The organism is Paenibacillus glycanilyticus (assembly GCF_023715145.1).
In the GTDB taxonomy this organism is placed as follows: Bacteria; Bacillota; Bacilli; order Paenibacillales; family Paenibacillaceae; genus Pristimantibacillus; species Pristimantibacillus glycanilyticus_A.
In genome coordinates this window covers 168,315-195,140 of record NZ_JAMBNP010000012.1, presented here as the reverse complement: position 1 = coordinate 195,140, position 26,826 = coordinate 168,315, and the positions used below count along the sequence as shown (strand labels likewise).

Here is a 26,826-nt window from a genome sequence, read left to right as displayed (position 1 = left end):
TGTAGTCTCCTTGGTTTGTATTTGGATCCGGTCGCTGGCGAGCATCTGGGACCCTCATACATCATACCAAGGAGTCTTTTTGTTTCTCAAACCTCGTATTTCTTCATTATAGGAATGCTGCCCGTTAACGTAAAGAAGCTACCGATCAATGCCGGCAGCTTCTTCATGGTCGTTTATTCAACTATCGTTCTTACTTTAGCTTTATGGCTATTTCCCTGTCATTTTTCATCTATAGATGATCCAATAATGACACCATCTTTAGATATGCCGATTCGCACCAGCTCCTTACCATCCACATCGTAGACGACCATACGATTGGCCATCGAGGCTTCAGGCTCCTCTAAAAGGTTAAAGTAAGAGATGTAATACTCGCCTTCTTCAACGGGAATGTCTATTGCTTCTTCGTCAAGATATGCGCGGATCCGGCCAATACCATCTCTTTTACCTGCTACTTAGTAATAGAATCCATTGTTTGTCTGAATAACATGGTGGTGAATCCAATTAGTCCCGTATCCAGCATTCTCAATTTTGTATTTGCCGTTTTTCCCACGGCTTAACTCTGCTACGCCAGTCTGATCGTCCAGCGTAAACAGGACATCAGCTTGTTATCGATATTCCTAGAAAGTTGGATATCAATCGTTTTCTTATCCTCGCTAGTACTTCCCTTGTTTATGAAGCTTTCGATCGCTGCGTCAATCACTTCATTATTATTGCTAATGGGATATGTTACGGAGGTTCGGTATATATAGCCGCCACCGAGCGCGATAATGACTATTAACGAATATATTACCATTCTCATGTTCATTAGAGTGCCCCACAATCTGTGTCCGATGGATTTATCACTTATTTCTTCATTCAGTCCCAGAAGATCCACAGACATGATACCACATATTGGATCTATCCTGCCCGTAGCTTAACGATATTTGCAGCAGTCTACAACATTATTGAGGGTAATAATTGACTCCCTAAACGAAAAACGAGCCTTAGAAGCGATTCTAGAGACTCGTTTTCGTTGCTTTTAATTGCCTTTGTCTTCTTTTTATCTTCTTGAATTGTCTAATTTTATCTTGTAAATTGTCTTGCTGTATCCTGTGAATTGTCTAGTTCTATCTTGAAAACTGTCTAATCTATAACCGTTACTCACACAACAACTATACTGTATCTACGATTAAACCTTATAAGCCTTCATCGCCTTGCGAAGCTCTTTCCAGCTAGGCCGTTTACCGTAGAGCAAGACGCCGGTGCGGTAAATCTTCGCCGACAACCAGCCGGCTGCATAGATGCTTACGAGCAGAATTCCGATAGATACAAGAACCTGCCAGATTGGCGGATTAGAGAGGCCGACCCGCAGCAGCATCACGAATGGCGAGAAGAACGGGATAAACGAGGTCACTTTAACAAGCATCGTATCCGGACTGGAAATGCTAAATGTTGTGATGTAGAAGCCCGCCAGCGACAGCATTGTAATGGGCATAACCGCTTGGCCCAAATCCTCTGTACGGCTTACGATCGAGCCAACCGCTGCGAACAAGGTCGCGTAGATTAAGAAGCCCATTACATAGAACAGCAATCCATAAACCAGCAGAAGTGGATCAACCTTCGACAGATCAATATCGTATTGCATGAACGCCGAATTGTTATGCGGCAGATTAATGTTGATGAAGACAACCACAACATAGGCTACAATCTGCGATAGACCAACAACAAACATGCCGAATATTTTACCAAACATCTGCTTCAGCGGAGATACGCTTGTGACGATAATCTCCATGACGCGCGAGCTTTTCTCAGCCGTAATTTCCGAGGCAATCATTTGGCCGGAGACCATAATGCCGAAGAACAACAGCAGTAAAAGGAGGGTTACAAAGCCCATATCTACGCCTTGCTGAGCTTCGGTCTTGCCGTTTCCTGCTCCTCCGGCACCGTCGCTTGCGGCGATTTGCATCGTATTGATGACAACCGGACTAAGCAGCATGGATTTCTGCTCATCCGTTAATCCGCTGTCCTTCAGAACGATGTCCGTCTTTACGATCTGAATCCCTTGCTCCAGCGCTTGCGAGGTTTTCTCGTCAAGCAGCTTCTCGGATTTGTAGGTCACCGTAGGCAAGCCCGTCTCGTTTACCGCGCCAAATAAGAGATAACCCTTGATCTTCTTATCGGCAACGGCAGCCTTCAGCACTTTCTCGTTCCCGTCGGTTGAACCGGCATCCGGGTATTCGATCAGCTTAATCGCCGGCTTCTCCTGACCTGCGTAGCTTTCCCGCAGCTGTTCCGCAATCTTGGTGCCCTCAATAGCCTGGGCATCGATGGCGTAACCGATGTTCGTTGCTTTGTCACTGTTCTTATCAAATAACGAGATAATATAAGGAAGGTTTGCAATGACGCATAAGATCACAACAAAGATCAGCGTTGTAATTAAGAAGGATTTCCCCTTAAACTTATTCTTCATCGTAAAGCCTGCTACCGTCCAGAAACTATTCATGCAGATCACCGCCTACCGCTTTAATAAAAATTTCGTTTAACGTTGGCTCCATAATCTCAAACTTGTGAATGGCCGTCTGCTCAAGGGCATGGCGCAAAATATTCGCGGCCGCGGCTTCCTCGGCAATCCCAACCTCATAGCCGTATTCATGCTTCTGAACGCCCGTTACGCCGCTGATTCCTTCAAGGCCGGCAACCTCGCCTTCCGTGCGCAGCACAACCTTCTCGCGGGGATAACGTTTCTTAATGTCCCGCAGGCTGCCTTGCAGAACCGGATTAGAGCGGTGAAGAATCGTAATGTTGCGGCACAGCTCCTCGACATGCTCCATCCGGTGCGTCGAGAACAGCATGGATGTTCCGGAATCTCTCAATTCCTTAACCGTAGACTTCAAGAGTTCAACGTTTACCGGGTCGAGACCGCTGAAGGCTTCATCAAGGATAACGATACGGGGACGATGGATAACCGAAGCAATAAACTGGATTTTCTGCTGATTCCCTTTGGACAGCTCCTCGACGCGTTTTCCATAGTATTCCGGCACTTCGAACCGGTCCAGCCATTGCTTGAGGTTGGCATCCGCATCCTTCTTCGACATCCCGCGCAGCTGTGCCAGGTAGATAATCTGATCGCTTACCTTCACCCGCGGATACAGTCCGCGTTCTTCCGGCAAGTAGCCAAGCATGCGAAGCTGCTCCTGCGTATATGGTTTGCCATGGTACAGGATTTTGCCTTCGTCCGGATAAATCAGTCCAAGCACCATCCGCATCGTGGTGGTTTTGCCGGCACCGTTCGCCCCCAGCAATCCGTATATTTCTCCTTGTTCAACCTCGAAGCTGATCCCGTTTACCGCTGTTTTTTCCCCATATTGCTTATGCACCCGTTCGACTACTAATGGTTTCATCTTCTCTTTCCTCCTAGAAAGAATAATCACACAAACAGCTAGAATTAGCTGTTCATGATGATTCTTGCTTCGAAAGCATACGCTTAAAGAATAATCACACAAACAGCTAGAATTAGCTGTTCATGATGATTCTTGCCTCTTACGATCTGAGCCTCGTCCGTTCCTGCTCTACCAATACGGCCAAAATATCATCCAGTTGCAGCGCCTGCCGATGCGTTATCGTCATTCCTTCCCTTCCGCACCATTCTTCGGCATCAGGAGCCATTCGCGTAATAACGCGAAGCATGCCTCCGCCGGTTTCTTCGATTCCGCATAGTCCCGGCATCGCCTGAACCAGCTTTCTGCTTACGTGCTCCCCATGAACATAGAAAGCATGCCAGCTGCCGAACAGCTCATCCTTCTCGTAAACGCCAAGCACCCGGCCATGTATCATAAAGACGATATAATCGGCGAGCCGCTTCACCTCCTCCACAATATGGGAAGCCATCAATATTGTACGGTCGCCAGGCTCCATATAGCGGTGAAGCACATCAATCATCGTGCGCCATGCCAGCGGATCAAGGCCGGAAGAAGGCTCATCCAGGATGAGCAGCTCCGGGTGATGCGACAGCACTAGGGCGAGCTCATACTTGCGCCGCATTCCCTTGGACATCCTGCCCAGCTTAATGCTGTCATCCACTTCAAACAGGCGCAGCAGCTCCTGATAGCGGTTGATGTCCCAGTTGCAATACCACTTCTTCACAAATTCCGTCTTCGAGGAAGCCTTCAGCCTATCGTCATGCGAGGAAATCAATTCCGGCAGATAGCCAACCCTGCTCTTCGTCTGCCAGTCTTCCTCTTCCGAGACGCTTTGTCCAAGGAGGCTGATTTCTCCTTTATCGGGTTTGCACAAATCCAGAATCAGCCGAAACGTTGAACTTTTGCCGGAGCCATTAGGTCCAACAATTGCCGTAACATACCCCTTCGGCACTTCCAGATGTATGGGACCCAGCTGAAAATGCGGCCGCTTCAGCTCAACCTCCGTCAGCCGTACAACATTGTCGGTCATTTCTTCACCCTCCGAATTTTCGATCAAGCACTTCCTGGAACAGCTTCGTCAGCTCTTCCCTTGTGCATTGCACGAGCTTGCCGGCATCAACGGCTGCCTCCAGGCTGTCCATGACGGCATCCAGACGATACCGGTCCATCGCATTCTGCCCGATGCGGGCGACATAGGTCCCGGTGCCTTGCTTCGTCCGAAGCAGTCCTTCCGTCTCCAGATCCTGATAGACCCGACGCACGGTTATCACGCTGCACTTCAGCAGCTGCGCCAGCTCCCGGATCGAAGGCAATAATGTTCCTTCTTCCAGCTGCCCGCTTACGATTAGCGCTCTTAGTTGCACTTCAATCTGGTAATAGAGCGGTTCCGCGCTTTGTTCGTTAATATGAATTGGCAGCCACACAGTCACACCTTCTTCCAATCAAGAGCTCATCAATAATTTTTTGTTCAAATAATGCCGTTGCTTGAGCCGCCGCTTAATGATCATATAACCGGAGTATAAAGTAACCGCGCACACCGCGAATGCTCCGGCCGTGTACCACCAATGTCCTTTTTGCAATTCACCAAGCAGCCCGTGTACAAGGCCGGCTTTGGCAAGGCCAATGACCACGCAAATAAGCACAAACACCACAACGCTGATATAACAGAACAACGCGTATGCTTTTCCGGTATGCCCGATTTCAAAGTACACATAACCAACCGCCATCGATAAGGCGTAGAAGTACCAGAACAAAGCGAACAAGATATATGCGCCAATAGATATTTGCTCATGCAATTGGGAAACCAATACATACTGCGTCGTGAAAAATATCGTCAGCGCCAGCGTCAACACCATAACTAGCTGGAGCAGCCGGCCTATAACCAGATGGGAGAGCGGGATCGGAATCGTCCGCCATTCAGCCAACTTGCCGGTATAGGTGTCGTCCCGCCAGAAGCGCATCGTCGTCTTATTCATGACAAAGGCAAGACTCGGGAACGTAACGATAAAGACCATATCCAGAAGCCATGACGTGATTCTTTCATCGTCGTTATAGACCGAAGTCGTTATTAGGGCTAGATAGAGACAAAACAAAACGGTGAATACGACTCCTATCCAATCCCGCGAAAGCTCGTGTTTTGCAATATGCCAAGCCCCTTGGCGTATGTTCAAATGCCCCACCCCTTCAGAAGTACAGTCATTATACTGTGTATATCCTTATATACAGTATATACACAGTATAAACTGGAGTCAATTCCCATTTGTGGATTTTAACAAAAAAACCTTCAGCGGCCGCATACTATCGCGCGGTGCTGAAGGCTCTTCCCTGCAGAAGACTATTCTATCTTGATAGACTTAATTTCAAACGGCTTGAACGACAACGTAATCTTGCCTTCGGCGCTGATGTCGCACGGTTCGAGCTCATCTTCCAGCAGGTTGACGATGCTCGCCCGACTTGTAAGCGAAGGAAGCTGCAGCGTTATCCGGTCGCGGCTGCCCGTCGACTCGTAGAAGCGCATAATCGTGCCCGCGCCGCGCTCCTCCCGCTTCACGGTATCGAGAATAACCGAGCGGCTGTCCAACTGCAGCAGCGATTGCTCGGGCGGCAGCTGCTCCCCGCTCATCGCGCTTGAGCCAACGCCAACCGCGCCTGCTCCCGCGACCGCAACCGCCGGGCTGTTCAGCTCGGCCGCGCGGCGAACAACCTCAGCCGAGCGCCAATCCCCGGCATGCGGCAGGAATGGACACCATGCTCCACAATTTGTTCTTGCTGCGTGGTTTCGCTCAACTTAATCCCCTCCTCGTGTATTACCGTCTACGATAAAGAATGATGAAAAAGATAGCAATTCACATCATTCTACAGGATCACAATTTTCTATAAAGCTTACAAACGCAAGGAACTTATCGTAGGATTATACATGTCATAATAGGAATGTACATTGTGACTTTACAAGCTGTCCCACTAAAATAAAGTCGTTCCAGCACATCAGCACAATTTTATTAAACGTGGAGGGTACTTGATATGCGAGTTTTATTGCTTGATTTGGATTCCACCAGACCGGATCATTTAGGCTGTTACGGTTATGCGCGAAACACTTCGCCGAACATTGACCGCATCGCAGCGCAAGGCGTTCGCTTCGATAACTTCTATACGTCGGACGCGCCGTGTTTTCCATCGCGGACTGCCCTTATGACGGGCGAATTTGGTATCCATAACGGCGTAGTGGGCCATGGCGGAACGGCATCCGAAATACGTTCGGAAGGAGCGGCGCGTGATTTTTGCGATCAGCGGACAGCAAACAGCTTTCCTTATCTCTTCCGCAAAGCAGGCATGCATACGGCGCTTGTAAGTCCTTTCGGCGAGCGCCATTCTGCGTGGACTTTCTATGCCGGCTTCAATGAAATCCATAATACGGGCCAAAAAGGACACGAGTCCGCCCAAGAGGTAACTCCAGTCGTGCTGAATTGGCTCGAGCGCAATGCAGATCAGGACGATTGGATGCTGTATGTGAATTATTGGGACCCGCACACCCCTTATCGCGCGCCTGCTTCCTTTGGCAACCCGTTCAAGGACGAGCCGCTTCCGGAATGGATCACAGATGAAGTTCTGCGTACGCATATGAGTAAGGTCGGTCCGCATAGTGCAAGCGAGATTAATATGTATGACAGCGAGATATCCCCCGAATATCCGCGCTACCCTGGGGAGATTCGCTCCCGGGAAGACTTGCGGATGATGATCGACGGTTACGATTGCGGTGTTCGCTATATGGACGATAATATCGGCAAGATTTTTGAATTGCTCGAAAGCAAAGGGCTAATGGATGATACCGTCGTGATTATTACAGCCGATCATGGCGAGAATTTAGGTGAATTGGGTATTTACGGGGAGCATGGTACTGCCGATCATGCAACATGCCGCGTCCCGATGATTATCCGCTGGCCGGGCATGCAAGCCGGTATCGTTGATACAGACCTTCACTACCAGCTTGATCTCCCGCCGACGGTTGCCGATTTGCTTGGCAAATCCCCGCAAGCCAGCTGGGATGGGACAAGCTTTGCCGGAACGGTTCGAACTGGCGAGAACACGGGTAGAGATTATCTGGTCCTATCGCAATGCGCGCATGTATGTCAACGCAGCGTTCGTTTCGGTGATTGGCTCTATATTCGCACTTATCACGACGGTTATCATCTCTTCGATAAGGAGATGCTCTACAACCTCTCGGAAGATCCTTACGAGCAAGCAAACCTAGCGGCGGAACATATATTTAGGCAATGCCCCTTTCGCGTGATAAGGACCACCTTCCTTCATTACGGTCCACAGTGGGTCGACACCATGAGGCATGGAGGACATCATATCGTCATGCCACTCATTCAGCAGATAGACCGCTTCACGGAGATGCCGTTCCGGAGCTCATTCGCAGACATCCCCGTGAAATGGCTCCAAATTAAGAGGTAATATTCAAAATTCCCCGTGAGCAAAAATGCGCATGTCTCAGCCGCGAGACATGCGCATCCTTACCTACGATTTACCAACCAAAGATTGCATCAATAACCGGTTTGGTATGACCGCCCGGATATAGCATATACAGCAATATGTACACGGCAACCCCAGTAATCGCCGTAAAGAACCAAATAACCGAAGTAACCTTTCCCCATTTCCTATGCTTCGCAAATTTCTCTTTAAACCCAAGCACAAGAGTCGTTATGCCGAACACCGCCGCAACCGTAGCCAGGACGATGTGGAATAACAGGAAGGTTAAGTAATATGGCTTCAGACTATCCGGTCCTCCCCATTCCGTATTGCCGACAAGAACAGTCCGGGACGAATAGATAATGAAGAAGATGATCGCAGCAATAGCCGCTGCTATCATGACTTTCTTATGTTGATCGAGCTTCCGCTTAATAGCCAGATTCCAGCCGATCGCGACCAGAATCGCGCTTATGACAATAAAGCTCGTACTGATCGTAGGAAAAAGTGTGTACTTGTCCAATAGCTATCCCACCCAAAAAGAATTATCACATAACGCTTAAAGAATTAATCGTACAGACAACAATATCGTCTGCTCTATTATACCGTGCCTTTGTTCATGTTGGGCAGTTCATTTGGCGCTTCATTTGTCACATTTGTTACATCGTCATCCTTATGCTCGCGTCTGAACCAGTGGAAGAAGATATAAGCCAAAATAACGCCGTACATGAACTCTTGCAGCAGCTTCATCACGATACCGCCGAGCTGTTGATCCTCTTCCGGACTCGTAAGAAGATTGAAGAACTGCGGCCCCTCGAACAGCACAAGCAATTGCGAAGGATCGCTCACGCAATATCCCATTGCCTTCACCCAGGTCTGGGGATCGCTGTATACCGCATACATCGGAGTGCTGGCGAAAATAATAAAAGCACAAGCCGGCGTCAGCAGTACGCCGTTCGCAAATACGTAAGCCATCTTCTTCAGATCGGTCAGGCGATTCCATTCCGGAACCGGATTGGCAAGCTGAGCCCACATAAGCAGCGCGGCAACAAGCAGGATCGTATAGACAAGTCTGTGCAGCATGTAATGCGTCATGACATAGTCATTAATAAGCGGCACATGATAGAGAGAAAATAGCATATTAAACGTCAAAATGCTTGCAATCGGATGCATCATAAAGTTGAGCTTCTTCCAGCCCTTAGCAGCGAATATTTTCCGCCAGATGAAGCTGGGAATCGAGAGCAGCAGCATGGGAGGCACAATCAAATAAGAGACGGACATATCGATCATATGGAAGGTAAACATCATGTGGCCAAGTAAGCTGAATGGGCCTCCTTGTACAAGGTAAAACATGACCGCAGCAGCCACGAACATGATCTTCTGCCAGATTGTTGCCTTGTCTTCATGCGGTGCATGCTTCTCCCGCCATGGTCCGATCAAATAGAAGTAAAGAATCACAACGGCGATCATGAAGAACATAAACCATGGGGTCCACAACTCTTCAAAGCTGAAATACTGTAAGCCAAGCATGGATGGCAGCTCCTTTCAAATATCTGCAAAAGAGGAGGGCCCGTCATTGGAACTGGGGACCCTCCTCTTTTCAATTATGCAATACTGTTACCACCAAGCCCAATATTCTGCCATGATGACACATGTAGCGACGACCATTACACCAAACAGGATACCGATAATCGCGAACGTATGGCCGCGATCCTTCATATGCATCCAGAACGCCATCTGTACAAAGACTTGCAAGATTGCGCAGCCGATTAGAATGATGTAGATGAAGTCGGTGTTAATCTCACCGCCGGCAACAGCCGCGAAAGCGATCAGTGTCAACAGGATCGAGAAGATAAAGGCAATGATATGTTTCTTTGGACCTTCAACCTTGTGACGAACCGGACGTTGTTCCTCCGTGGAATGATTGCTTGCCATGGATTAGCCCACCTTTCCCATCAGGTAAACGACGGTGAAGATAAATACCCAGACAACGTCGATAAAGTGCCAGTAAATGCCGGCAACATACGCCTTAGGAGCAGTTGTGACCGTCAGGCCTTTCTTCGCCAATTGTCCGATCAGAAGCGAGATCCACACGATACCAAACGCTACGTGAGCGCCGTGGAAGCCAACCAGCGTATAGAACGAGGAGCTGAATGCGCTCGTTGTAAAGCCATGTCCTTCATGTACATAATGGTAGAACTCGTAAATCTCAAGGCCAAGGAAGCCAAGTCCAAGAAGGACCGTAACGAGCAGCCACCAGATCATGGCCTTCACCTTATGCATATGAAGAGCTTGAGTTGCAAATACGCTCGTGAGCGACGAAGTCAAGAGCAAGCCGGTTGCAAGTGCAACGAGCGGAAGCTGGAACAGCTCTTGCGATGTCGGACCATCAAGCACTTGATCGCGGAGTGCCAGGAACGCCGAGAACAGCGTTCCGAACAATACCGTTTCCGCACCAAGGAATAACCAGAAACCAAGAATCTTATTGCGACCCTCGAGGGTTGCTTTTTCAGGCTCATGAGGCAGATGGCCGTCATGGGAATGTGCACTCATGCTTTTACCCCCTTATCTTGCAGTTCTTCTGGTTCGATATGGAAGCCATGGTCATCTACAAGGGAGCGGATGATCATACAAGTAAACGTAATAATCAAACCGATGCCGCCTACTACATAGCCTGCTTCAATACCAGCGATTTTACCCCATTCGCCATGCGAGTACATAAGACCAAGACCTGTAATGAACAAGCCGATTGACATGAACAGCGGCAGAATGGATGGCGATGGCATATGGATCGAGCCAAGCGGTTCAGCCGGCGTCATTTCCGTATGACCATCCATTTTCTCTTTCCAGTATGCATCATATCCGCGTACAAGCGGAGTTTGCTTGAAGTTGTATTCAGGTGCTGGCGAAGAAATCGTCCACTCCAGCGTACGTCCGTCTTCCCAAGGATCGTTTGCAGCATTTTTCGGTTTGAATGCCGTTACTACAATGTTCAGAAGGAAGAAGATTGTGCCCAGACCCATCAGGAGAGCGCCGATTGTACTAATCAAGTTCATTTCATTGAAGCCAAGACCGTCCAGGTAAGTCCAGATCCGGCGAGGCATGCCCATCAGGCCAAGGAAATGCTGAACGAAGAACGTCAGGTGGAAGCCGATAAAGAATGTCCAGAACGTCAGCTTGCCAAGACCTTCATTCAATACGCGGCCGAACATCTTTGGCCACCAGTAGTGCAGGCCGGAGAACAGACCGAGTACAAGACCGCCTACGATAACGTAGTGGAAATGCGCTACGACGAAGTAAGAATCGTGATACTGGAAGTCAGCAGGCGCAGCTGCCAGCATGACACCGGTTACACCGCCCATTACGAACGTCGGGATAAAGCCTACAGCGAACAAGTTCGCCGTTGTGAATTTAATGGAGCCGCCCCACAGGGTGAACAGCCAGTTGAAGATTTTGATACCCGTTGGTACCGCGATCAGCATCGTTGCGATTGAGAACAACCCGTTCGCAACCGGTCCAAGACCCGTTGTAAACATGTGATGCGCCCAAACCATGAAGCCAAGGAAGCCGATCAGGATGGTAGCGAAGACCATCGAGCTGTAACCAAACAGACGTTTACGGGAGAACGTGCTGACAACCTCGGAGATAACACCGAATGCCGGCAGGATCAGGATATAAACCTCAGGATGCCCGAAGATCCAGAAGATATGCTCCCAGAGGACAGCGTTACCGCCGCCGGAAGGGTCGAAGAAGTTTGCATCAAATACGCGGTCGAACATGAGGGCCGCAAGGCCAACTGTAAGAGCAGGGAATGCGAACAGGATCAGTGCCGAAGTAATAAAGACAGACCAAGTGAACATCGGCATACGCATGAAGGTCATTCCCGGAGCACGCATGTTAATAATCGTTACCAAGAAGTTAATACCGCCGACCAGTGTACCGATACCGGCAATCTGCAGGCCGAGTACATAGTAGTCAAAACCGTGGTCGCCGTTAAAGGTTGTGCTGGATAGCGGAGCATAAGCTGTCCAACCGCCATCCGGTGCCGCGCCGGTAAACCAGCTGACATTCAGCAGCACCGCGCCGAAGAAGAATGTCCAGAAGCCAATTGCGTTTACGAATGGGTAGGCAACGTCGCGCGCGCCAATCTGCAGCGGCACGATCGCATTCATTAATGCGAAGATAACCGGCATAGCCGCAAGGAAGATCATTGTCGTGCCATGCATCGTAAGCAGCTCATTATATGTATCCGCGCTAACGAAATCATTAAGCGGCTTCCACAGCTGGATCCGAATAAGAATTGCTTCTAAACCGCCGACAAGAAAGAAGAAACCGCCGGCGATTAAATACAAAATGCCGATTTTTTTGTGGTCAACCGTTGTCAGCCAATCCATCAGGCCGGAATAACGTTTAACCGCATGTCCATGAGCCAAGGTAGGTACCTCCTTTAATCACCGATGATTATTGTTCGTAGTCGAGAGTCAGTTCCGATAAATATTTAGAAATTCCGTCAAGCTCTTGTTGAGTTAGATCAACCTTAGGCATATTTGAGCCAGGTTTTACAGCCGACGGATCTTCAATCCAGCGATGCAGGTTGTCATAAGTCGAACCTTCGTTGGAATATTTCGGATCATCAGTGTTAACGAGGATACCGGCCACAGACTGACGGCTGCCGATACCTGTCAGATTAGGGAATGCAGGACCGCCTTGATCGCCTACAGCGTGGCAAGTCAAGCATTTGCTGACAAAGGCTTCTTTAATAGCAGGGTCGCTTGGAAGCGCAACCGGAGCTTGCAATGCAGCAGTCCAACGGTCAAACGAAGCCTCGTCCACCGATTTTACTTTAAAGTCCATAAGGCCGTGCGAAGGTCCGCAGAGCTCGGCGCATTTACCTAAGTAAACGCCTTCTTTTGGAGCTGAGAAGTACATCACGTTAACGTTAGCTCCAGGGTTTGTATCGATTTTACCGGCAAGGGAAGGAATCCAGAACGAGTGAAGAACGTCTGCTGATTTCGCTTCAATGGAGATCGTCTTGCCTTTTGGAATTACCAATTCCTGAGCAGTCTTAATCCCAAGCTCAGGATACTCAAACTCCCACCAATATTGGTGCGACGTTACGACAACTTTAACCGCATCCGGATCTTTTGTGTGATCCTTTGAGAGGTTAAATACCGATTGGATAGTTGGTACGCCGAGGATGATCAGCAGGACAATCGGAATTACCGTCCAGATAATCTCCAACTTATGGCTACCTTCTACTTGCTTCGGAATCGTCTTGTCGCCAGGACGTCTGCGGAAACGAATAATTACATAGAAAGAAATCGCAAACACGACAACAATCACGATAAGCATGATTGAGATCGCCAGCTTCATCAGTCCGAATTGCTCTTCCGCTACAGGACCTTGGGGCCTCAGCGTGGACAGGTCACTCCGTCCGCATGCCGACAGCACGAGCACCATCAAGGCCAGAAGCGGCGCAAGCTTTCTAAAAAACTGCCACCGATTCATCAATAATCAACCCCACTTTTGACGTTTTCGCAGATGCTAACATCTTAGTAATAATGCGGCAAACTGCGTGTTTCACAGATGTTATGACAACTACTGGAACTAAATCACTTAATTAAATATAAAGTTGCTGTACTTATTTGTCAATGTTCCACAGAGAGTTCACAAATTGTTCTCAAAGCTGTCAAAAACTCAGGTTTTTCACGGTTTCTCGGCTTTGACAAAGTGGTTTGAAACATGCTTCTGAACGTGGTTTCCCTACCCTACATTGTGCACCAAACCCATGGTCAATTATGTATGGAGGCTGAAGCGTATATTTCATCGTTCCCTACAAAACCTATTCCTATAACCGCCCGAATGGAGGCTGATCACCCATGAAGAAACGAGTGGCCGGATTACTGATGATTTCTTGTTTACTAATTAGCATGACTGCAGCCTGCGGCTACGAGAAGCGCATCCAAAGCAGCGACCATGATTACGGGAGCCGTAAAGCAGGAGACGCCAAAATGCTTGGCGGCAAGCTGTACGGCACCTCTTCCGCGAATAATCCGTACCAGCACGACAATTCCTTTTTCGAATACAGCAATACCATCTCAAATGAAGTATCCAAGCTTGGCGGAGTTGGCTCTGCCATCGTTATGCTGACCGACAAGAACGCTTACGTTGGACTAGCTCTCGACTGGTCGGCTGTCGGAACCAAAAGCGCCGGCCATACCGACGAGCAGGACCGCAGCGGAGCAAGCGAAGGCGTGTATAACCACGATACCGGCAGCCAGCGCTGGGATAACCGCCATCTGGTAACGCCATACAACTCCCTGTTTACTGTTAATGATCACAGCATGCTGTCCAACGAACTCAAACAAACCGTCGCCATAAAAGTAAGGGAGCTTGCGCCTGCCGTTCAGGAAGTGCACATTTCCGCCAACATGGACTTTGTGAACGAACTGAATGAATATGCCAAGCAGGCCTGGATGAATCATTCCTTAACGCCTTGGCTGAATGACTTCAACACCTTGGTCAAATACCAGTTCGCGGGCGGAGATATCATGCCTCAACAGATCAAGGATTACGACACGATAAGAGCCAAACAACGGAGCGGACAGTCCATTATTCCTACTCCATAATCCGTTCCAAAAAAATCTCTTCCTATTAATATATGCGAAAAAGGGATCATGCGGCGTTAGGTCGCCCTGATCCCTCTTTTCGTTTGACTGACATTGCGCGAAATGAGCAGACCGCAGCATGCTCCGATGAACGATAAGACCGACATGCTTGCATATAATGCCTGTCCCCCTATCCAATCAAACAGCCATCCTCCCAAGGTGGAGGAGATGATGCTCGATATGCCAAACAGCAGCATCGCAAGGATCGTCTGTCCCGTTGCTTTCCACTGCTCCGGAATTAGCGTGTACAGATATTGAATCGATGCGGCGTAGAACAGGACGAATGAGACTCCCTGCAGCAGCTGCAGCCATACGATTGCAACCGGATCATCCCACCAGGCCGACAAGGCAAAACGCAGCACGTAAAAGCCCGCGGCAATAGAAATTACCGGAAGCTCCTTGCCCGGCTTGATGAATCGGTTAATCAGGGCGAAGAATGCAACCTCCGCCAGCGTCATGATGAACCAGGCCAGTCCAACCATCCCAACTCCGCCGCCAAGGCTTTGGACGTATAAGCCAACGTAGCTGTCATTCATCCGGTGCGGAATTGCAATGAGCAGCACAAGCAGCAGAAACTGCACCGTCCGCTTGTCCCGGAAAAAAGGAACCATATCCCGCCAGGCCACGGGCTTCCCTGCTGCCGGTGTCTCCGGAAGCATCGCGCACAGCAGCAGCGTTATGATCCCATAACCCGCATACAAATACACAAAGCTGCCCATCCCGTAATGGTCGCCAACGTAGCCTATTATATAGGAAGCAACTGCATAACCAAGCGCGCCGTACATCCGGACCGATCCAAAGCTGACTCCTGCTCTTACAGCCAGGCGGTAATTCATGCTTTCCGTCAGCGGATCGGCAGGCATCAAGAAGAAATACATCGCCGCAGTTAGCGCAAACGCGGCCGGCATAAGCGATACCGAGAACAGCACCATCCCAAGGGCAATAGATGCAAGCAGTAAAATAAGCAGCACGGCTTTGACCGTTTTATATTTGTCGCTGACCATTCCCCATAACGGCTGCGAGACAACTCCAATGACGCTTCCCGAACCAAGGATGATTCCGATCTCCGATGCGGTAATGCCTTTCTCCGCGAAATAGATCGGCAGGAAGGACAAGAACATGGCGAACATCGAGAAATAAAAGAAGTTATAACCTCTAAGCAAAATAAGCTTCATGCCTTCCATCCCTTCAATTAATCCTTCACTTAACCTGAAACCATCTTACCTTATTTATTATTTCTATTATATATACTATACTGAAGGTAACTTTGGCTCGTTAGGAAAGAAAGGAGCTTTAATGATCATGAACGCAAATAATTACATTCCGAAAGAACCGGTTACGATTGAATGCAATATCGAGAAGACACTGGATGTTATCGGCGGCAAATGGGCATTCCTTGTGATCAGAGAGCTATTCTGCGGTACAAGAAGATTCGGTGAGCTGCAGCGCCTGATTCCGGCGGTCAGCCCGCGCGCATTAACAAGCACGCTCCGTCACCTCGAGGAAAAAGGCGTGCTGGAACGGCAGGTATTCCCGACGGTTCCCGTAACGGTTGAATATACGCTTACGCCAAAGGGCGAGGATCTTCACCATATTCTGAAGCAAATGAAGCTGTGGGCAGCGAAGTGGACCTAACATTTTCTACCTTTTCCTTGCTTTTTCTGGCGCAGTCATTTATACTATAAAAGTTGTGTTATATTTAACCCCTGTATATCCCTCCTAAGAACAGAAAAATTCATGAATTCCTCGAATTTGATTTTTCTTTTTCTGTTAATTCCAATCCTTACGAACAGTAAGAACTTTGATTCACACTGGCGCGGTCTAGGAGCCGCAAGGACGGAAGAGAGGCAGGGCTTTCGTTGTTTTAAAGTATACTTACAAGCTGCTTTGTCCGTTACACGAAGCAACCCAGAGTATGCGCAAGATGATCATCTCACACAAATCTTGTTGCAATTAACAAGGGATATGAACCACGCGGCCAGCATGATGCTGTATGAAGTCCAAGTACTGCCGCCGAGGTTAAATATACGTTACACAAAATCAGCGGCACCCTATTCAGGGTGCCGCTATCCATTTCTAGACCTTGCTGCGACGAAGGCTTGCGGTGTACTCTCTAATACTCAAATAAACACACAGAATAAGGAAGCAAACGAATAAGCTCGCGCAGATTGTTCCGTAATACCCCCGCTGATTGCCTACCATCACGCCTGATATAATAGAGGCCATCCCCCCCGCCAGCGTCAGCCAGATCCCAATGCTGTAGCCGTTTATCTTCATATCCGAAGGCATGCTTTTCTTCTTCCTTACCCCGAGTCCTATAAATAAACCCGCTAGAAACAGAATCTGAACGCCAACCGAGATCGGCAGAATGCCAAAAGCGTAGAATAACGATACTTCATCCGTATTATCAAACGTAATCGCCGCGAGGATCGTAAATACGATGCCTATGGGGAGATTGATGAAGTCGAATTTTTTCTGCTTCGTATAGGAAGCAATCCCGGTCAAGATGGCAATATAAAGCGCCGCGAATTTAATGAGCAGGACCGGAACGAACAAGGAGATCAGGAACAAGTCGATTCGATCCAGGAAGTCTGTAATATGTATCTGCTGCACAAGAATCCAGCCGATATATAACATCCGCGAAGAGAGAATCGGACTAATTACGCTGACCACGCAAAATAACCAGACCGTAAGCATGAAAGCGGAGTAGATCACGCCCATCTTCATCGCAATATATACATCGCGCGGTCTTCTTACATGATGCAGAAAGGCGCCGAAGATTATAAGATCCGTGAAGGAGCCCAGCGCCAGCACTCCCCCTTTTAACGGCTCGAATATGCCGCTGCTCAGAGACGGCTTTATCTTGTTCATGTCAATCTCATTGAGCAGGAATATTGGCGTGAACATGTAGAGGGAAAGGTACAGGGCAATAAATACCACGTTCGTCCGGAACAAGTGCTCCATGGAGCCTCCCGCGTAATACACGAGCAGCAGCATCGTCATCAGCAGAATATAGATTTGCGGCGTCCGCAGCAGAATGGAAGAGCTGAAGAAGTCGCTGTAGATCCGAAGCTGGCTGATTAGGTCTAAGGACAAATAGGCGATCAGGATCCCGTTCAGCAGCCCCCCGAACCATTTGCCGCAGGAGTGCTGCATGATTTCGTACATGTTTTTACCCGGACTGAAACGAGCCAGCCTCCACATCAGGTAAGCCATTCCAATACCGTACGGGATCGGGAAAAGATAAGCGTACCAGGCATCCTGTTCAGCTGCCATCGTGATCGCAGTCGGCATCGTATTCATATTAGAAGCAATAAGCAGCGAACCGACAAGCAGCGCCATCTGGAGCGTGGAAACCTTCATGCGGTCTTGCATACTAGCCCCCCTGTCCTCTCATCAGATTATACATACTCATCACCATTACCCGTACAAAGGGGATGCTCATGATGGAGTAGTTTTTATAATTGATGCAGATCACGATTAATAAGGCAATCAAGCCTGCAATCGTGAAAAACAATGCTTTGCTTGAAGTACTCTTCATCTTCTTCCATTTGACCTTAGCCGTACCGATGAGAAGAATGATCGTTAACGCAATAAACCCGATATCCATCCTATTGCTCCTTCCTTCCCAGGTTCTTACTGCTCATGCCCAGGCGGAACAAGTTAGCCTTTGCCGTCACTTCGAACTCGATTTTCGGGAAGATCGTCCCCCAATCCCTGCGGTATTGATTGGTCCAAGCTTGCGGATAAGCACGGTATGCCTGCAGGCCAAAACCAACGGCGTCGCAATTGCTTTTCTGCATGCTTTCTATAGCGAGCTTAATATTATCCACCACGCGCTCCGCAACGATTTTTTCGATTCTCTGACGTGTCTCGTAATCATCGTAATTCCTATCCAAATTACGGTCCTCATTCACGCTTGCTTTCACCATCGAATGAATTCGGAAGGATAGCTCGCCGTTCTTCATCACCGGCTTAATGCTGATTTGTGCTTCGGTAATCGCTATCGTCATAAAGTTGCCTTCATCATTAAACGTTTCATCATATTTGCGGAACGAATGATTGAGCAGCCGAAGACCAATTGCCGCATTCCCTTTTATTGTTCCGGTCATTTTACCGTTATGCGTCATGACAAAACCTTCAATCAACACGTCTTCCGATTCCTGGCCTTTTATCTTCGTTTTCACTTTCTCGATGTATGGAAAGAACGCATCTTCTCCTATTGAAATTATTTTCCCGATTACATCCTTCAGTGTGATGCGTACGCTCGCTTCCGATTGAAGCAGTTCCCTCATCGATTCAGCCGAGAAACGTTCGAGGCGCGTATCAGCGTTAAGCACATCCTGGGCTTTGCCTTCAGAGATAGCGATAAAGGCGGTTAGCCTGTTCTCCGGTGTTCGGGTAACCGCATCGAAGATGGTGGATACCCCTTCTTCTCTCGCCAGCTGTTCGCCAATGATGATGACACGCCGATGGCCAAAGAATAGATGCCGCGGGAGGCGGAATTGAAGCTTCGAGACTGCTTCGCGCACGGTTTTTCCTGTTTCCGTCTTAATGGCAAACGGCTTCTGACCGCCAGAGCCGCCGCCGCCGCCAGTGCTTCCCATATTGCCCGGAAGCGGAATAAGCACGCTTACTCGGATATTGTCTCCTTCTTTATCAATCGCGCTGGCCAGCACAAACGCAACGTCATTGATTTCGCGGCGGTCCCAGCAGCCCGTAAGGACAAGGAGCAACCCCATGCATACAGTTATGGAAAACACGCGCCAACATTTGCTTTTCGTCATAGCCGTATGGGACACTCCTTTCTGTTTTATCAGGATTGCGGGCGCTGACGGCGAACGTTATTATTACCCAAGTATTTCGGACGCTTGTTCATTTTCCACCATGGTGCACGCACCATAACATCCTTCAAATCGGAGAGCTCTACCGGCGTTACCGGGGCAAGATAAGGAACCCCGAAGGTTGTGATCTTCGATAAATGACCTACAATAACCATAACGCCGATCATGATCCCAAGAAGACCAAAGATCGAAGCGAGCAGCATGATGGGAAAACGCAGCAGCCGAATCGAAATCGCGGCATTGTACCTCGGCAGCGTAAAGGAAGCGATACCCGTCATGGATACGACAATAACCATCGCCGCCGATACGATACCGGCTTGCACCGCTGCCTGACCAACAACCAGTGCTCCAAGAATACTGACCGCTTGGCCAACGATGCGCGGCAGCCGAATGCCCGCTTCCCGCAGCGCCTCGAACGCCAGCTCCATGATGAGAGCCTCTACTACCGCAGGGAAAGGTATCGCTTCACGCGAAGCCGCGATGCTCAGCAGCAGGTTCGTCGGAATCATCTCCGGATGATACGTAGAGACCGCAATATACAGCCCCGGCGAAAGCAAAGCGATAAACAAGCTTGCTAATCGAAGCCAGCGCAATAAGGTAGCGGCCATGAATCGCTCATAATAATCCTCGCTTGCCTGCAGCCACTGCCAAAAACCAAATGGAGCAATGAGCGCAAATGGGGTTCCGTCGACCATTACGGCAACACGGCCTTCCAGGAGGGCGGCTGCTACCGTATCGGGACGCTCCGTCGTTTGTACTTGCGGAAATGGAGAATAGCCCTGATCTTGGATAAACTCCTCGATATAACCGCTTTCCAGAATGCCGTCGATCTTGATGTCGCTTAAGCGGTTCTCCACCTCTTCCAGCAGCCTTGGATCTACAATTCCGGCCATATAAGCAAGAATCACATTTGTGTTTGTCTCTGTCCCGATCACGAAGGACTTCAGCTTCAGCCGAGGCGACTTGATCTTGCTTCGTACAAGCGACGTATTCGTTCGAAGATGCTCGTTAAAGCCTTCCCTTGGCCCGCGTACAACGGTTTCGGTCTCCGGCTCGGCAACACTGCGTCGTATACCGCCCCGGAGCCCCAGACATACCGCTGTATCCTGCCCGTCTACAAACAGGACGCTGTCTCCCGATAAAAGGTTGGTGAGGAGCTCTTTGTAGAACTGAATCTTGGAAGCCTGCGCAACCGGAAGCGTCTGCTCGGTAATGCGGTCAATGGTAAATGCATCGCCCTCGAGGATCATAAGCGCCTTTAACGCATCATCAACGGCACTTGTCGTTACCATTCCATCCACATAGCAGAGCAGCGCTTTGGGACCGTTCTCGATTTCAAATTTACGGAGAACGATATCCGAGCTGTCCTTGAACAGCTCTTCCATAATTTTGTTGTTCTCTTCTATGTTTGAGCGAATGGGAACATCCTCGAATTCATCAATGGCGTGATGATCCAATTGCCCTTCGGGCAAGCTTTTCGCTTTTTTCGCTTTCGTAGGCATTGTTGTCACCACCGTTCATTATTAGAGGTTATCATTTCCTATTTCGCCTAAATTATGATAAGCGATCTCTTCTGCATGATTCTCCGCTCAAAACGCCAACCTATTGCTTATGAAGGGAGGTAATTGTCCATGACATCGCCGAAAAACCGCAGAGAGAACGCGTGGAAGCAACGCAAGCATACGCAGCATCCAACCCATGGCAAAGTGAAATCATTCGATGAGTTGAGTAAAGAAGTTGGGCGCAGTAATCCTAACGATGTAGAGATTTATTAAAAGGTGAGTTAGCTGCGCTTATTCGCGCTTTGGTGGTAGTAAGGTGGATAGCCGCTCCGCGGAAATAACGTCCTTCCGATCGCTGCTGGCCCCGAATTTCTTCGAATTTATTCCGCCTGGTGCGGATGAAATTCGGGGGCAAAGGCGCACTAAAAGCTTTCTGCATGAAAGCTACTTCGGAAGCGCCTTTCACACATTTAAAACCACACCATTTATCTGTTGCTGGTCTCAGCCTTACAGCTACAAATTAGAAGTGCTTTCAGGCCATTTAACCGCAGCAAAAAGACCATCCCATAGGATATCCCATAGGATGGTCTTTTTGACGTGAAGCTTATTCTTTTACGCTGCCGAGCTGCATGCCAACTACGAAGTATTTTTGCAGGAACGGGTACACGACCAGGATAGGCACGGATGCGACAATCGTGATGGATGCGCGGATGGAGAGAGGAGTAACCATCGCTTTGGCCGCGTTCGGATCGGCACCGTTCTGAAGCGCCGGGTTGCTGTTCGAATTCATCGCCGACGAGAGAAGCTTCATAAGCTCGTATTGGAGCGTGCTGAGCTCCTGCTTCGATGAAGCGAACAAGAAGGTGTCAAACCAGGAATTCCACTGCCCTACCGCTACGAATAAGGCGACCGTTGCTAGAACGGGCTGGCATAACGGGAGGATAATCTGCATGAAGACGCGGAAGTCGCCTGCTCCGTCTACCTTTGCCGATTCAATCAAGCTCTCCGACAGCGTCCCGATGTACGTGCGAATGACGATCATATTAAAGGCGCTGACCAGACCCGGAACGATATACACGAGAAAGTTATTCAGCAGGTGAAGATCCTTGATCAGGAAGTAATACGGGATCAGCCCCGCGTTGAAGTACATGGTCATGACGATCATAATGGTAATCGGCTTACGGAATGTATATTCCTTCCTGCTGACGGTATACGCCAGCATCGTGGTGAGGAACAAGCTGAGCACCGTAGCTAATATCGTACGGGCAACCGAGATATAGAATGCGTTAAATACTGTCCCTGTTATGAATACGGCCTTATAGTTCTGAAGCGTCCATATTCTCGGCCAGATGTAGATGCCGCCCCGAATCGTATCAAGCCCCGCATTAAAGGATACGGCAAGCGTATTCAAGAAGGGGTAGAGCGTAACAACGGCCAGCATCAACATGATAATCGCATTTACTGTATTAAAGATAGCCGGCTCAAGCTGAAGTGTTCTTTTTCTCATGCTATTCTGTCCCCTCCTTATCAAATAAGCCTTTCCTCGCCGAATCGCTTCGCTATCGTGTTCGCGGCATAGATAAGCGTAATGCTGACGACGGTCTTGAATATGCCTGCCGCGGTGGCCAGCGAGTAGTTGCCCTGCTTGAGTCCGTATTTCAGAACGAAGATATCGATCGTCTCCGACCAGTCCACAACAACGCCGTTGCCAAGCAAGTACTGCACTTCAAAGCCCGCTTCGAGAATCCAGCCCAGGTTCATGATGAGCAAAATAATGACGATAGACTTGATGCCCGGCAAGGTTATATACCACATCTTATGATAACGGTTAGCTCCGTCGATCTCTGCCGCCTCGTACAGCGATGGATCAATAGACGTAATCGCCGCCAAATAGATGATTGCATTCCAACCGACTTCTTTCCAGACATGCGATGCGCCAACAATACCCCAGAAATACTTAGGCTCGCTAAGCCACAGGATCGGCTCGTTAATAAAGCCAAGCTTGATCAGCACCTCATTGACGATACCGCCGTCTACGGAAAGAGAACTTGCAACAATGCCCGTAACGATAATCCATGACAGAAAATGCGGCAAATACGAAATGGTCTGAATCGAACGTTTGAACAGCTTGTTCTTCACTTCATTAAGCAATATCGCAAAAATAATAGCGGTTACGAAACCTAGTATCATATTAATGGCGCTCATGCCAATCGTATTGCGAAGCACGCGCAAAAAGCCGTCATCGGTAAACAAGAACTTGAATTGCTTTAATCCTACCCACTCCTGCTCGGCAAACGATTTGGCAGGTCTGTAGTTCTGAAATGCCATGGTCCAGCCCCAAATCGGGTAATACGAGAAGAGCATGACATACAGGAGTACGGGCAGGGACATCCACATCAGTTGACTCTGGTTTTTGAACCATTTACGACGAGTCTTTTTCGGCTGGACAGTAGCCTTTGCAGCTAATGCGTCAACAGGTTTGGCCATTTCTCTTCCTCCGCTCCAAAGATAAAGCGGAAGGGGGAGGCAGTCTGCTTCATCCCTTCCGCTTTCTGCTGTCTGTATTACTGGCTGGTCCAGTTTTGAATACGCCATTGAATCTGTTCGTTAATGCGGTCTTCGTATGCTTTTACATTGATCTTCTTATATTCATCCACGTAGTCCTGCCATACTTTATCGAATTGATCCGGTTTCGACATAATCGCTCTAGGCAGGAACTTGAGCGAGGCATCCGTCATTTTCTTGTTTGCAATCGAAGCATCCGAACCGTCAATCAGGTCGATTTGCCAAGCCGGGTAATAAACCGGGTTATCCTGCGGCATCGAGAAGAATTCGGTCCATGTTTTATGTCCGTAAGCGTTCAGAACTTCTTTATCGACATCCTTCAAGCTGTCGTAGAACTCCTGAGGGTCACCGCCTGGCGTTGTTGCGTTGCCGTCGCTCAGCGTACCTTCAAGCTTAGGCAGGTAACCGAAAATACCATCTCCCAAGTTTGCAAGCTTCCAAGCCGGGTCTTCATAATTTTTGCGTTGCTCAGGAGTACGAGTATATTTCCCGTCAGCACCAACTTGATAGTCGACGCCTTCTTCGCCCCAAGTGAACATCTTCTGGTATTTCTCGTCCATCAGCTGTTCAAGTGCTTGGATAATACGCTTCGGATCCTTCGCGTCCACGGAGATACCAAATCCGTTGTTCAAGTTGATAACCGCGCGGTCACGGTAGTAGTCTTTGATGCTTGTGTCATATACCAGCGGGAAACCTACATACGTGCGGTCCGACTTGTTTTGCGTATTCAAGGAGTCTTCGGCCGTTTGGAAGTTCCAATGCTGGTCAAACATGCCAAGCACGCTGCCCGTAGTAAGCTTCGCCAGGTATTGGTCATAGTTTTGCGTAAATGCCTCTTTATCCATTAGCCCTTCGTTATACAGGCTGTTCAATTCTTTGTAGTAGGTTTTCGAGAAGTCAGCTGTCGCAAACACGCTTGCTACGCCATTGTCTACCACTACGCCGCCGTCATTTGGATGGCCGGTCAAATGCTCGGGAGCATTCAAGAGACCAAAGGTCCGCCAGTCGGAAGCAAGCGTCGTAAAGCCAATCGTTTTCTGACCGTCGATTTCCGGATATTTCGCCTGGTAATCGCGGATCAGCTTCATGTATTCGTCAAGCGTTTGCAGCTTCGGATAGCCGAACTCCTTCAGGACCGCTTTTTGAATCCAGAATGCCGGACCGCTGTAATAAGTTTCATTCACATCGCCTTGATAAGCGCCGTAGTTCGGCAGCCAGTAAATATGGCCGTCAGAAGGGTCTTTCATTCTGTTCCAATATTTCGCGTAATGCTCCTTCAGTTTCGGAGCGTATTGTTCAATGAGATCCTCAAGCGGAATAACGGCACCGGATGTTACAAGCTTCGGATTCGCTGTAATCAAGTCAGGATAATCGCCGCCGGCAATCATAACCCCAAGCTTCTGCTCCAGATCGCCGACCAGGAACTCCGGCTTGAATGTAATGCCCAGATCCTCTTTAATCTTCTTGAACAGCTTGTTGTCTGCTGTAGGCTGTTGTCCCGGTGCACCGATAAACGCAGAAATCTCAATTGGCTTCAGCGCTTCTTCCGTTGCTTCCGGACTTGCGTTACCGCTGTTTGTTGCCGCGTTAGACGGTGCTGCAGATGCGCCGCTGTTCTCGCCGCCGTTATTGCCGTTACTGCAGCCCATTACGGTTATGCTTAATGCGAGTGCGACTGCCGCTGTTGTCAATAATGGCTTCTTTGCTTTAACCCCCATTTTGCTTCTCCTCCTACGAGTTGTGTGCTTGCTTCTTCATTATGAAGCAGATGTATGCGTTTACATCATAATCAGAGTTAAGCATTATCCCCCTATGATTTAAGGTCTGTTATTGTTTTTTTATACTCGGCGAGCTTCATCCCGTAACGCTTCTCGAACTGCTTCAGGAAATGCTGATAGCTGCAGTAGCCAAGACCCTCCGCAAGCGCAGCCCCGGAAATCTCCTTCTTGTGCAGCTGCTCCTTCGCCTCGTCCATGCGCAGATGATGAATATATTCGTGAATGCTGACCCCGTATTTTCGCGTAAAAGCCTGGCCCAGGTAGACCGGATTCATAAAATAAATTTCCGCAATTTCCTTGACCGTAACGGACTCGCGGTAATGCACGCGCAAATATTCTTCTACCTTGGCAATCGTCCCTCCTTGCTGCCTGCTTCGAAGAGCCGCCAGCTCCTCCCGGCACATCAAGCAGAAGGACAGCAAGAACGCATGCAGCTTAAGCAAGGATTGCTCATTTACCCCGGCAAGCGGGGAGCCGGTCCTCTCGAGCAGCCGATCCGCATCGCCGCCAAGCTCTTTGCAGATGCCGGAGCACTGCACCATGATATGAGTTGCGAAAGCAGAGATCAGGGAAGGCATCGTCATTTGCCCGGCAAAATGATCGAAGATGCGTTGCAGCCGCTCGATAATCTGCAGCTCGTTATTGGTTTCCACTGCCTCGATGATCCCTTCAGCCGCACCCCACAGATGCGAATCATAACCAAAGCCCTGCTCTTTGATCTCCTCGTAGTAGAGAGGCCCCTGCTTCCGGTCAAAAAAGAGGTAGGAGCTCGCTTCCATCGCATGGCGGAAGGAGACGCTAATATCGGTCAGCTCGCTCACGGCGCTTCCGACGACCAGGCTGAAGCCGCCATTCACCGCCTTCCGAATCTGCTCATAGACAAGCTCCGCGATTTCCCGCAAAGCCGGTTTGTTGTCTTCCCGAAGCTTGCAGATAAGACCAAAGGAGGCGATCTCCTGATTAAGAATGTAACCCCCTGGCGTTCCTTCCGCTCTCGCTCCGGATTCCAGCATCTTCTCGACGGCTTCTAAGGCTGCGGCCAGCACCGATTCCTCCAGCTCCACATGGATATACGCCCAGCAGCCAGCCTCCGCGGAAATTCGGTCAACGGCAGTCAGTTCCTCGTCCGATAACGCTTCGCCGCGGATGAATGCCGATAAAGCCCGGCGCCGAGAGAAGCGCTCATTATACCAAACCGCCCGCTTCTTCCGGCCCTCTTCCCCCAATACTTTATTCAGGCTCTCCAGCACTTCATCTGCTTCGTCGCTCATAATCGGCTTCGTCAAATAGTGGGAGACGCCGAGATGAAGCGCTCTTCGCGCATATTCAAAATCGCTGTAGCCGCTCATGACGACGAATTTTGTCTGCTTATGTCCTTCCAATCTCATCTGAGTGATCAGTTCTAATCCATCCATAAAAGGCATCCGAATATCGGTCACAACCAGATCGGGCTTCGACTCCCGGATCAAGCGGGCCGCTTCCTCGCCATCCCCGCATACCGCCTCCACCTCAAACCCATTCTTCTCCCAGTCAATCAATAACTGCAGCCCTTCTATCGCAAACGGTTCATCATCAACAAGCAGAACGCGGTACATCTTGCTCCC

Annotated in this window: 26 protein-coding genes; 5 read left to right on the top strand and 21 right to left on the bottom strand. The window is 49.2% G+C overall.

Annotated elements, in window-relative coordinates:
- Nucleotides 1-303 (top strand): hypothetical protein (locus M3194_RS25910; RefSeq protein ID WP_251656993.1); only part of this gene is annotated, 303 nt, incomplete at its 5' end.
- An 865-nt stretch (nt 304-1,168) separates the two neighbouring features.
- Here M3194_RS25910 and M3194_RS25905 read toward each other — a convergent pair.
- The 6 genes from M3194_RS25905 to M3194_RS25880 all read right to left on the bottom strand — a co-directional run bounded on the left by M3194_RS25905 (nt 1,169) and on the right by M3194_RS25880 (nt 6,021).
- Complete coding sequence (locus tag M3194_RS25905; RefSeq protein WP_251656992.1) at nt 1,169-2,482, bottom strand: ABC transporter permease; 1,314 nt, start codon at nt 2,480-2,482, stop codon at nt 1,169-1,171.
- The gene (locus M3194_RS25900; RefSeq protein WP_251656991.1) at nt 2,475-3,380 is read right to left on the bottom strand and encodes an ABC transporter ATP-binding protein; all 906 of its coding nucleotides are present in this window, start codon (nt 3,378-3,380) and stop codon (nt 2,475-2,477) included. The genes M3194_RS25905 and M3194_RS25900 overlap by 8 nt, the downstream gene beginning before the upstream one ends.
- 139 nt (nt 3,381-3,519) lie before the next feature.
- The gene (locus tag M3194_RS25895) at nt 3,520-4,428 is read right to left on the bottom strand and encodes an ABC transporter ATP-binding protein (protein ID WP_251656990.1); all 909 of its coding nucleotides are present in this window, start codon (nt 4,426-4,428) and stop codon (nt 3,520-3,522) included.
- A gap of 4 nt (nt 4,429-4,432) precedes the next feature.
- A complete protein-coding gene (locus M3194_RS25890) occupies nt 4,433-4,822 on the bottom strand; it encodes a GntR family transcriptional regulator (RefSeq protein WP_251656989.1) in 390 nt (129 codons plus the stop codon).
- Nucleotides 4,823-4,840: 18 nt separating this feature from the next.
- Complete coding sequence (locus M3194_RS25885; protein WP_251656988.1) at nt 4,841-5,569, bottom strand: hypothetical protein; 729 nt, start codon at nt 5,567-5,569, stop codon at nt 4,841-4,843.
- A 164-nt stretch (nt 5,570-5,733) separates the two neighbouring features.
- Nucleotides 5,734-6,021, bottom strand: coding sequence for a glycosyl hydrolase-related protein (locus M3194_RS25880; RefSeq protein ID WP_251656987.1), 288 nt, complete (start codon nt 6,019-6,021; stop codon nt 5,734-5,736).
- A 398-nt stretch (nt 6,022-6,419) separates the two neighbouring features.
- On the opposite strand from M3194_RS25880, the gene M3194_RS25875 reads away from it, so the two are divergent.
- Nucleotides 6,420-7,853 carry a sulfatase gene (locus M3194_RS25875; protein ID WP_251656986.1) on the top strand — a complete coding sequence of 478 codons (1,434 nt, stop codon included), beginning with the start codon at nt 6,420-6,422 and terminating at the stop codon, nt 7,851-7,853.
- Between the two features lie 70 nt (nt 7,854-7,923).
- On the opposite strand, the gene M3194_RS25870 is transcribed toward M3194_RS25875, so the two are convergent.
- The 6 genes from M3194_RS25870 to coxB form a co-directional block, all read right to left on the bottom strand.
- A complete protein-coding gene (locus M3194_RS25870; protein WP_251656985.1) occupies nt 7,924-8,388 on the bottom strand; it encodes a DUF420 domain-containing protein in 465 nt (154 codons plus the stop codon).
- Nucleotides 8,389-8,465: 77 nt separating this feature from the next.
- Nucleotides 8,466-9,395: a cytochrome c oxidase assembly factor CtaG gene (gene ctaG / locus M3194_RS25865; RefSeq protein ID WP_251656984.1), complete on the bottom strand. Its 930-nt coding sequence runs from the start codon at nt 9,393-9,395 to the stop codon at nt 8,466-8,468.
- An 87-nt stretch (nt 9,396-9,482) separates the two neighbouring features.
- The gene (locus tag M3194_RS25860; protein ID WP_251656983.1) at nt 9,483-9,800 is read right to left on the bottom strand and encodes a cytochrome C oxidase subunit IV family protein; all 318 of its coding nucleotides are present in this window, start codon (nt 9,798-9,800) and stop codon (nt 9,483-9,485) included.
- A gap of 3 nt (nt 9,801-9,803) precedes the next feature.
- Nucleotides 9,804-10,418, bottom strand: coding sequence for a cytochrome c oxidase subunit 3 (locus tag M3194_RS25855; protein ID WP_251656982.1), 615 nt, complete (start codon nt 10,416-10,418; stop codon nt 9,804-9,806).
- Complete coding sequence (gene ctaD / locus M3194_RS25850; protein WP_251657000.1) at nt 10,415-12,259, bottom strand: cytochrome c oxidase subunit I; 1,845 nt, start codon at nt 12,257-12,259, stop codon at nt 10,415-10,417. The genes M3194_RS25855 and ctaD overlap by 4 nt, the downstream gene beginning before the upstream one ends.
- Nucleotides 12,260-12,326: 67 nt before the next feature.
- Nucleotides 12,327-13,376: a cytochrome c oxidase subunit II gene (gene coxB, locus M3194_RS25845; RefSeq protein WP_251656981.1), complete on the bottom strand. Its 1,050-nt coding sequence runs from the start codon at nt 13,374-13,376 to the stop codon at nt 12,327-12,329.
- A gap of 368 nt (nt 13,377-13,744) precedes the next feature.
- On the opposite strand from coxB, the gene M3194_RS25840 reads away from it, so the two are divergent.
- Complete coding sequence (locus M3194_RS25840; protein WP_251656980.1) at nt 13,745-14,494, top strand: hypothetical protein; 750 nt, start codon at nt 13,745-13,747, stop codon at nt 14,492-14,494.
- 56 nt (nt 14,495-14,550) lie between these two features.
- Here the strand turns inward: M3194_RS25840 and M3194_RS25835 are convergent, their stop codons facing one another.
- Nucleotides 14,551-15,708: an MFS transporter gene (locus M3194_RS25835; RefSeq protein ID WP_251656979.1), complete on the bottom strand. Its 1,158-nt coding sequence runs from the start codon at nt 15,706-15,708 to the stop codon at nt 14,551-14,553.
- A 121-nt stretch (nt 15,709-15,829) separates the two neighbouring features.
- Here M3194_RS25835 and M3194_RS25830 point away from each other — a divergent pair, with 121 nt between their 5' ends.
- Entirely contained in the window at nt 15,830-16,168 is a 339-nt protein-coding gene (locus tag M3194_RS25830; protein ID WP_251656978.1) for a winged helix-turn-helix transcriptional regulator, read from the top strand.
- A 441-nt stretch (nt 16,169-16,609) separates the two neighbouring features.
- Here M3194_RS25830 and M3194_RS25825 read toward each other — a convergent pair whose 3' ends face one another.
- From M3194_RS25825 to M3194_RS25810, 4 genes are read right to left on the bottom strand one after another with little or no spacing between them, the layout of a single operon-like run.
- Nucleotides 16,610-17,908, bottom strand: coding sequence for a GerAB/ArcD/ProY family transporter (locus M3194_RS25825; protein WP_251656977.1), 1,299 nt, complete (start codon nt 17,906-17,908; stop codon nt 16,610-16,612).
- A 1-nt stretch (nt 17,909) separates the two neighbouring features.
- Nucleotides 17,910-18,143: a hypothetical protein gene (locus M3194_RS25820; RefSeq protein ID WP_251656976.1), complete on the bottom strand. Its 234-nt coding sequence runs from the start codon at nt 18,141-18,143 to the stop codon at nt 17,910-17,912.
- Between the two features lies 1 nt (nt 18,144).
- Nucleotides 18,145-19,320, bottom strand: coding sequence for a Ger(x)C family spore germination protein (locus M3194_RS25815; RefSeq protein WP_251656975.1), 1,176 nt, complete (start codon nt 19,318-19,320; stop codon nt 18,145-18,147).
- 29 nt (nt 19,321-19,349) lie between these two features.
- The gene (locus M3194_RS25810; RefSeq protein WP_251656974.1) at nt 19,350-20,879 is read right to left on the bottom strand and encodes a spore germination protein; all 1,530 of its coding nucleotides are present in this window, start codon (nt 20,877-20,879) and stop codon (nt 19,350-19,352) included.
- Nucleotides 20,880-21,008: 129 nt separating this feature from the next.
- Between M3194_RS25810 and M3194_RS25805 the strand changes: the two genes are divergently transcribed.
- Nucleotides 21,009-21,152: a DUF6254 family protein gene (locus M3194_RS25805; protein ID WP_251656973.1), complete on the top strand. Its 144-nt coding sequence runs from the start codon at nt 21,009-21,011 to the stop codon at nt 21,150-21,152.
- A gap of 331 nt (nt 21,153-21,483) precedes the next feature.
- On the opposite strand, the gene M3194_RS25800 is transcribed toward M3194_RS25805, so the two are convergent.
- The 4 genes from M3194_RS25800 to M3194_RS25785 form a co-directional block, all read right to left on the bottom strand.
- Nucleotides 21,484-22,386, bottom strand: a complete 903-nt coding sequence (locus M3194_RS25800) for a carbohydrate ABC transporter permease (protein ID WP_251656972.1) — start codon at nt 22,384-22,386, stop codon at nt 21,484-21,486.
- 20 nt (nt 22,387-22,406) lie between these two features.
- Nucleotides 22,407-23,366, bottom strand: coding sequence for an ABC transporter permease (locus M3194_RS25795; protein ID WP_251656971.1), 960 nt, complete (start codon nt 23,364-23,366; stop codon nt 22,407-22,409).
- 77 nt (nt 23,367-23,443) lie between these two features.
- Nucleotides 23,444-25,162 (bottom strand): type 2 periplasmic-binding domain-containing protein, encoded by a 1,719-nt coding sequence (locus M3194_RS25790; RefSeq protein WP_251656970.1) that lies wholly within the window; start codon nt 25,160-25,162, stop codon nt 23,444-23,446.
- Nucleotides 25,163-25,254: 92 nt separating this feature from the next.
- Nucleotides 25,255-26,817 (bottom strand): response regulator transcription factor, encoded by a 1,563-nt coding sequence (locus tag M3194_RS25785; protein ID WP_251656969.1) that lies wholly within the window; start codon nt 26,815-26,817, stop codon nt 25,255-25,257.
- Nucleotides 26,818-26,826 lie beyond the last annotated feature (9 nt).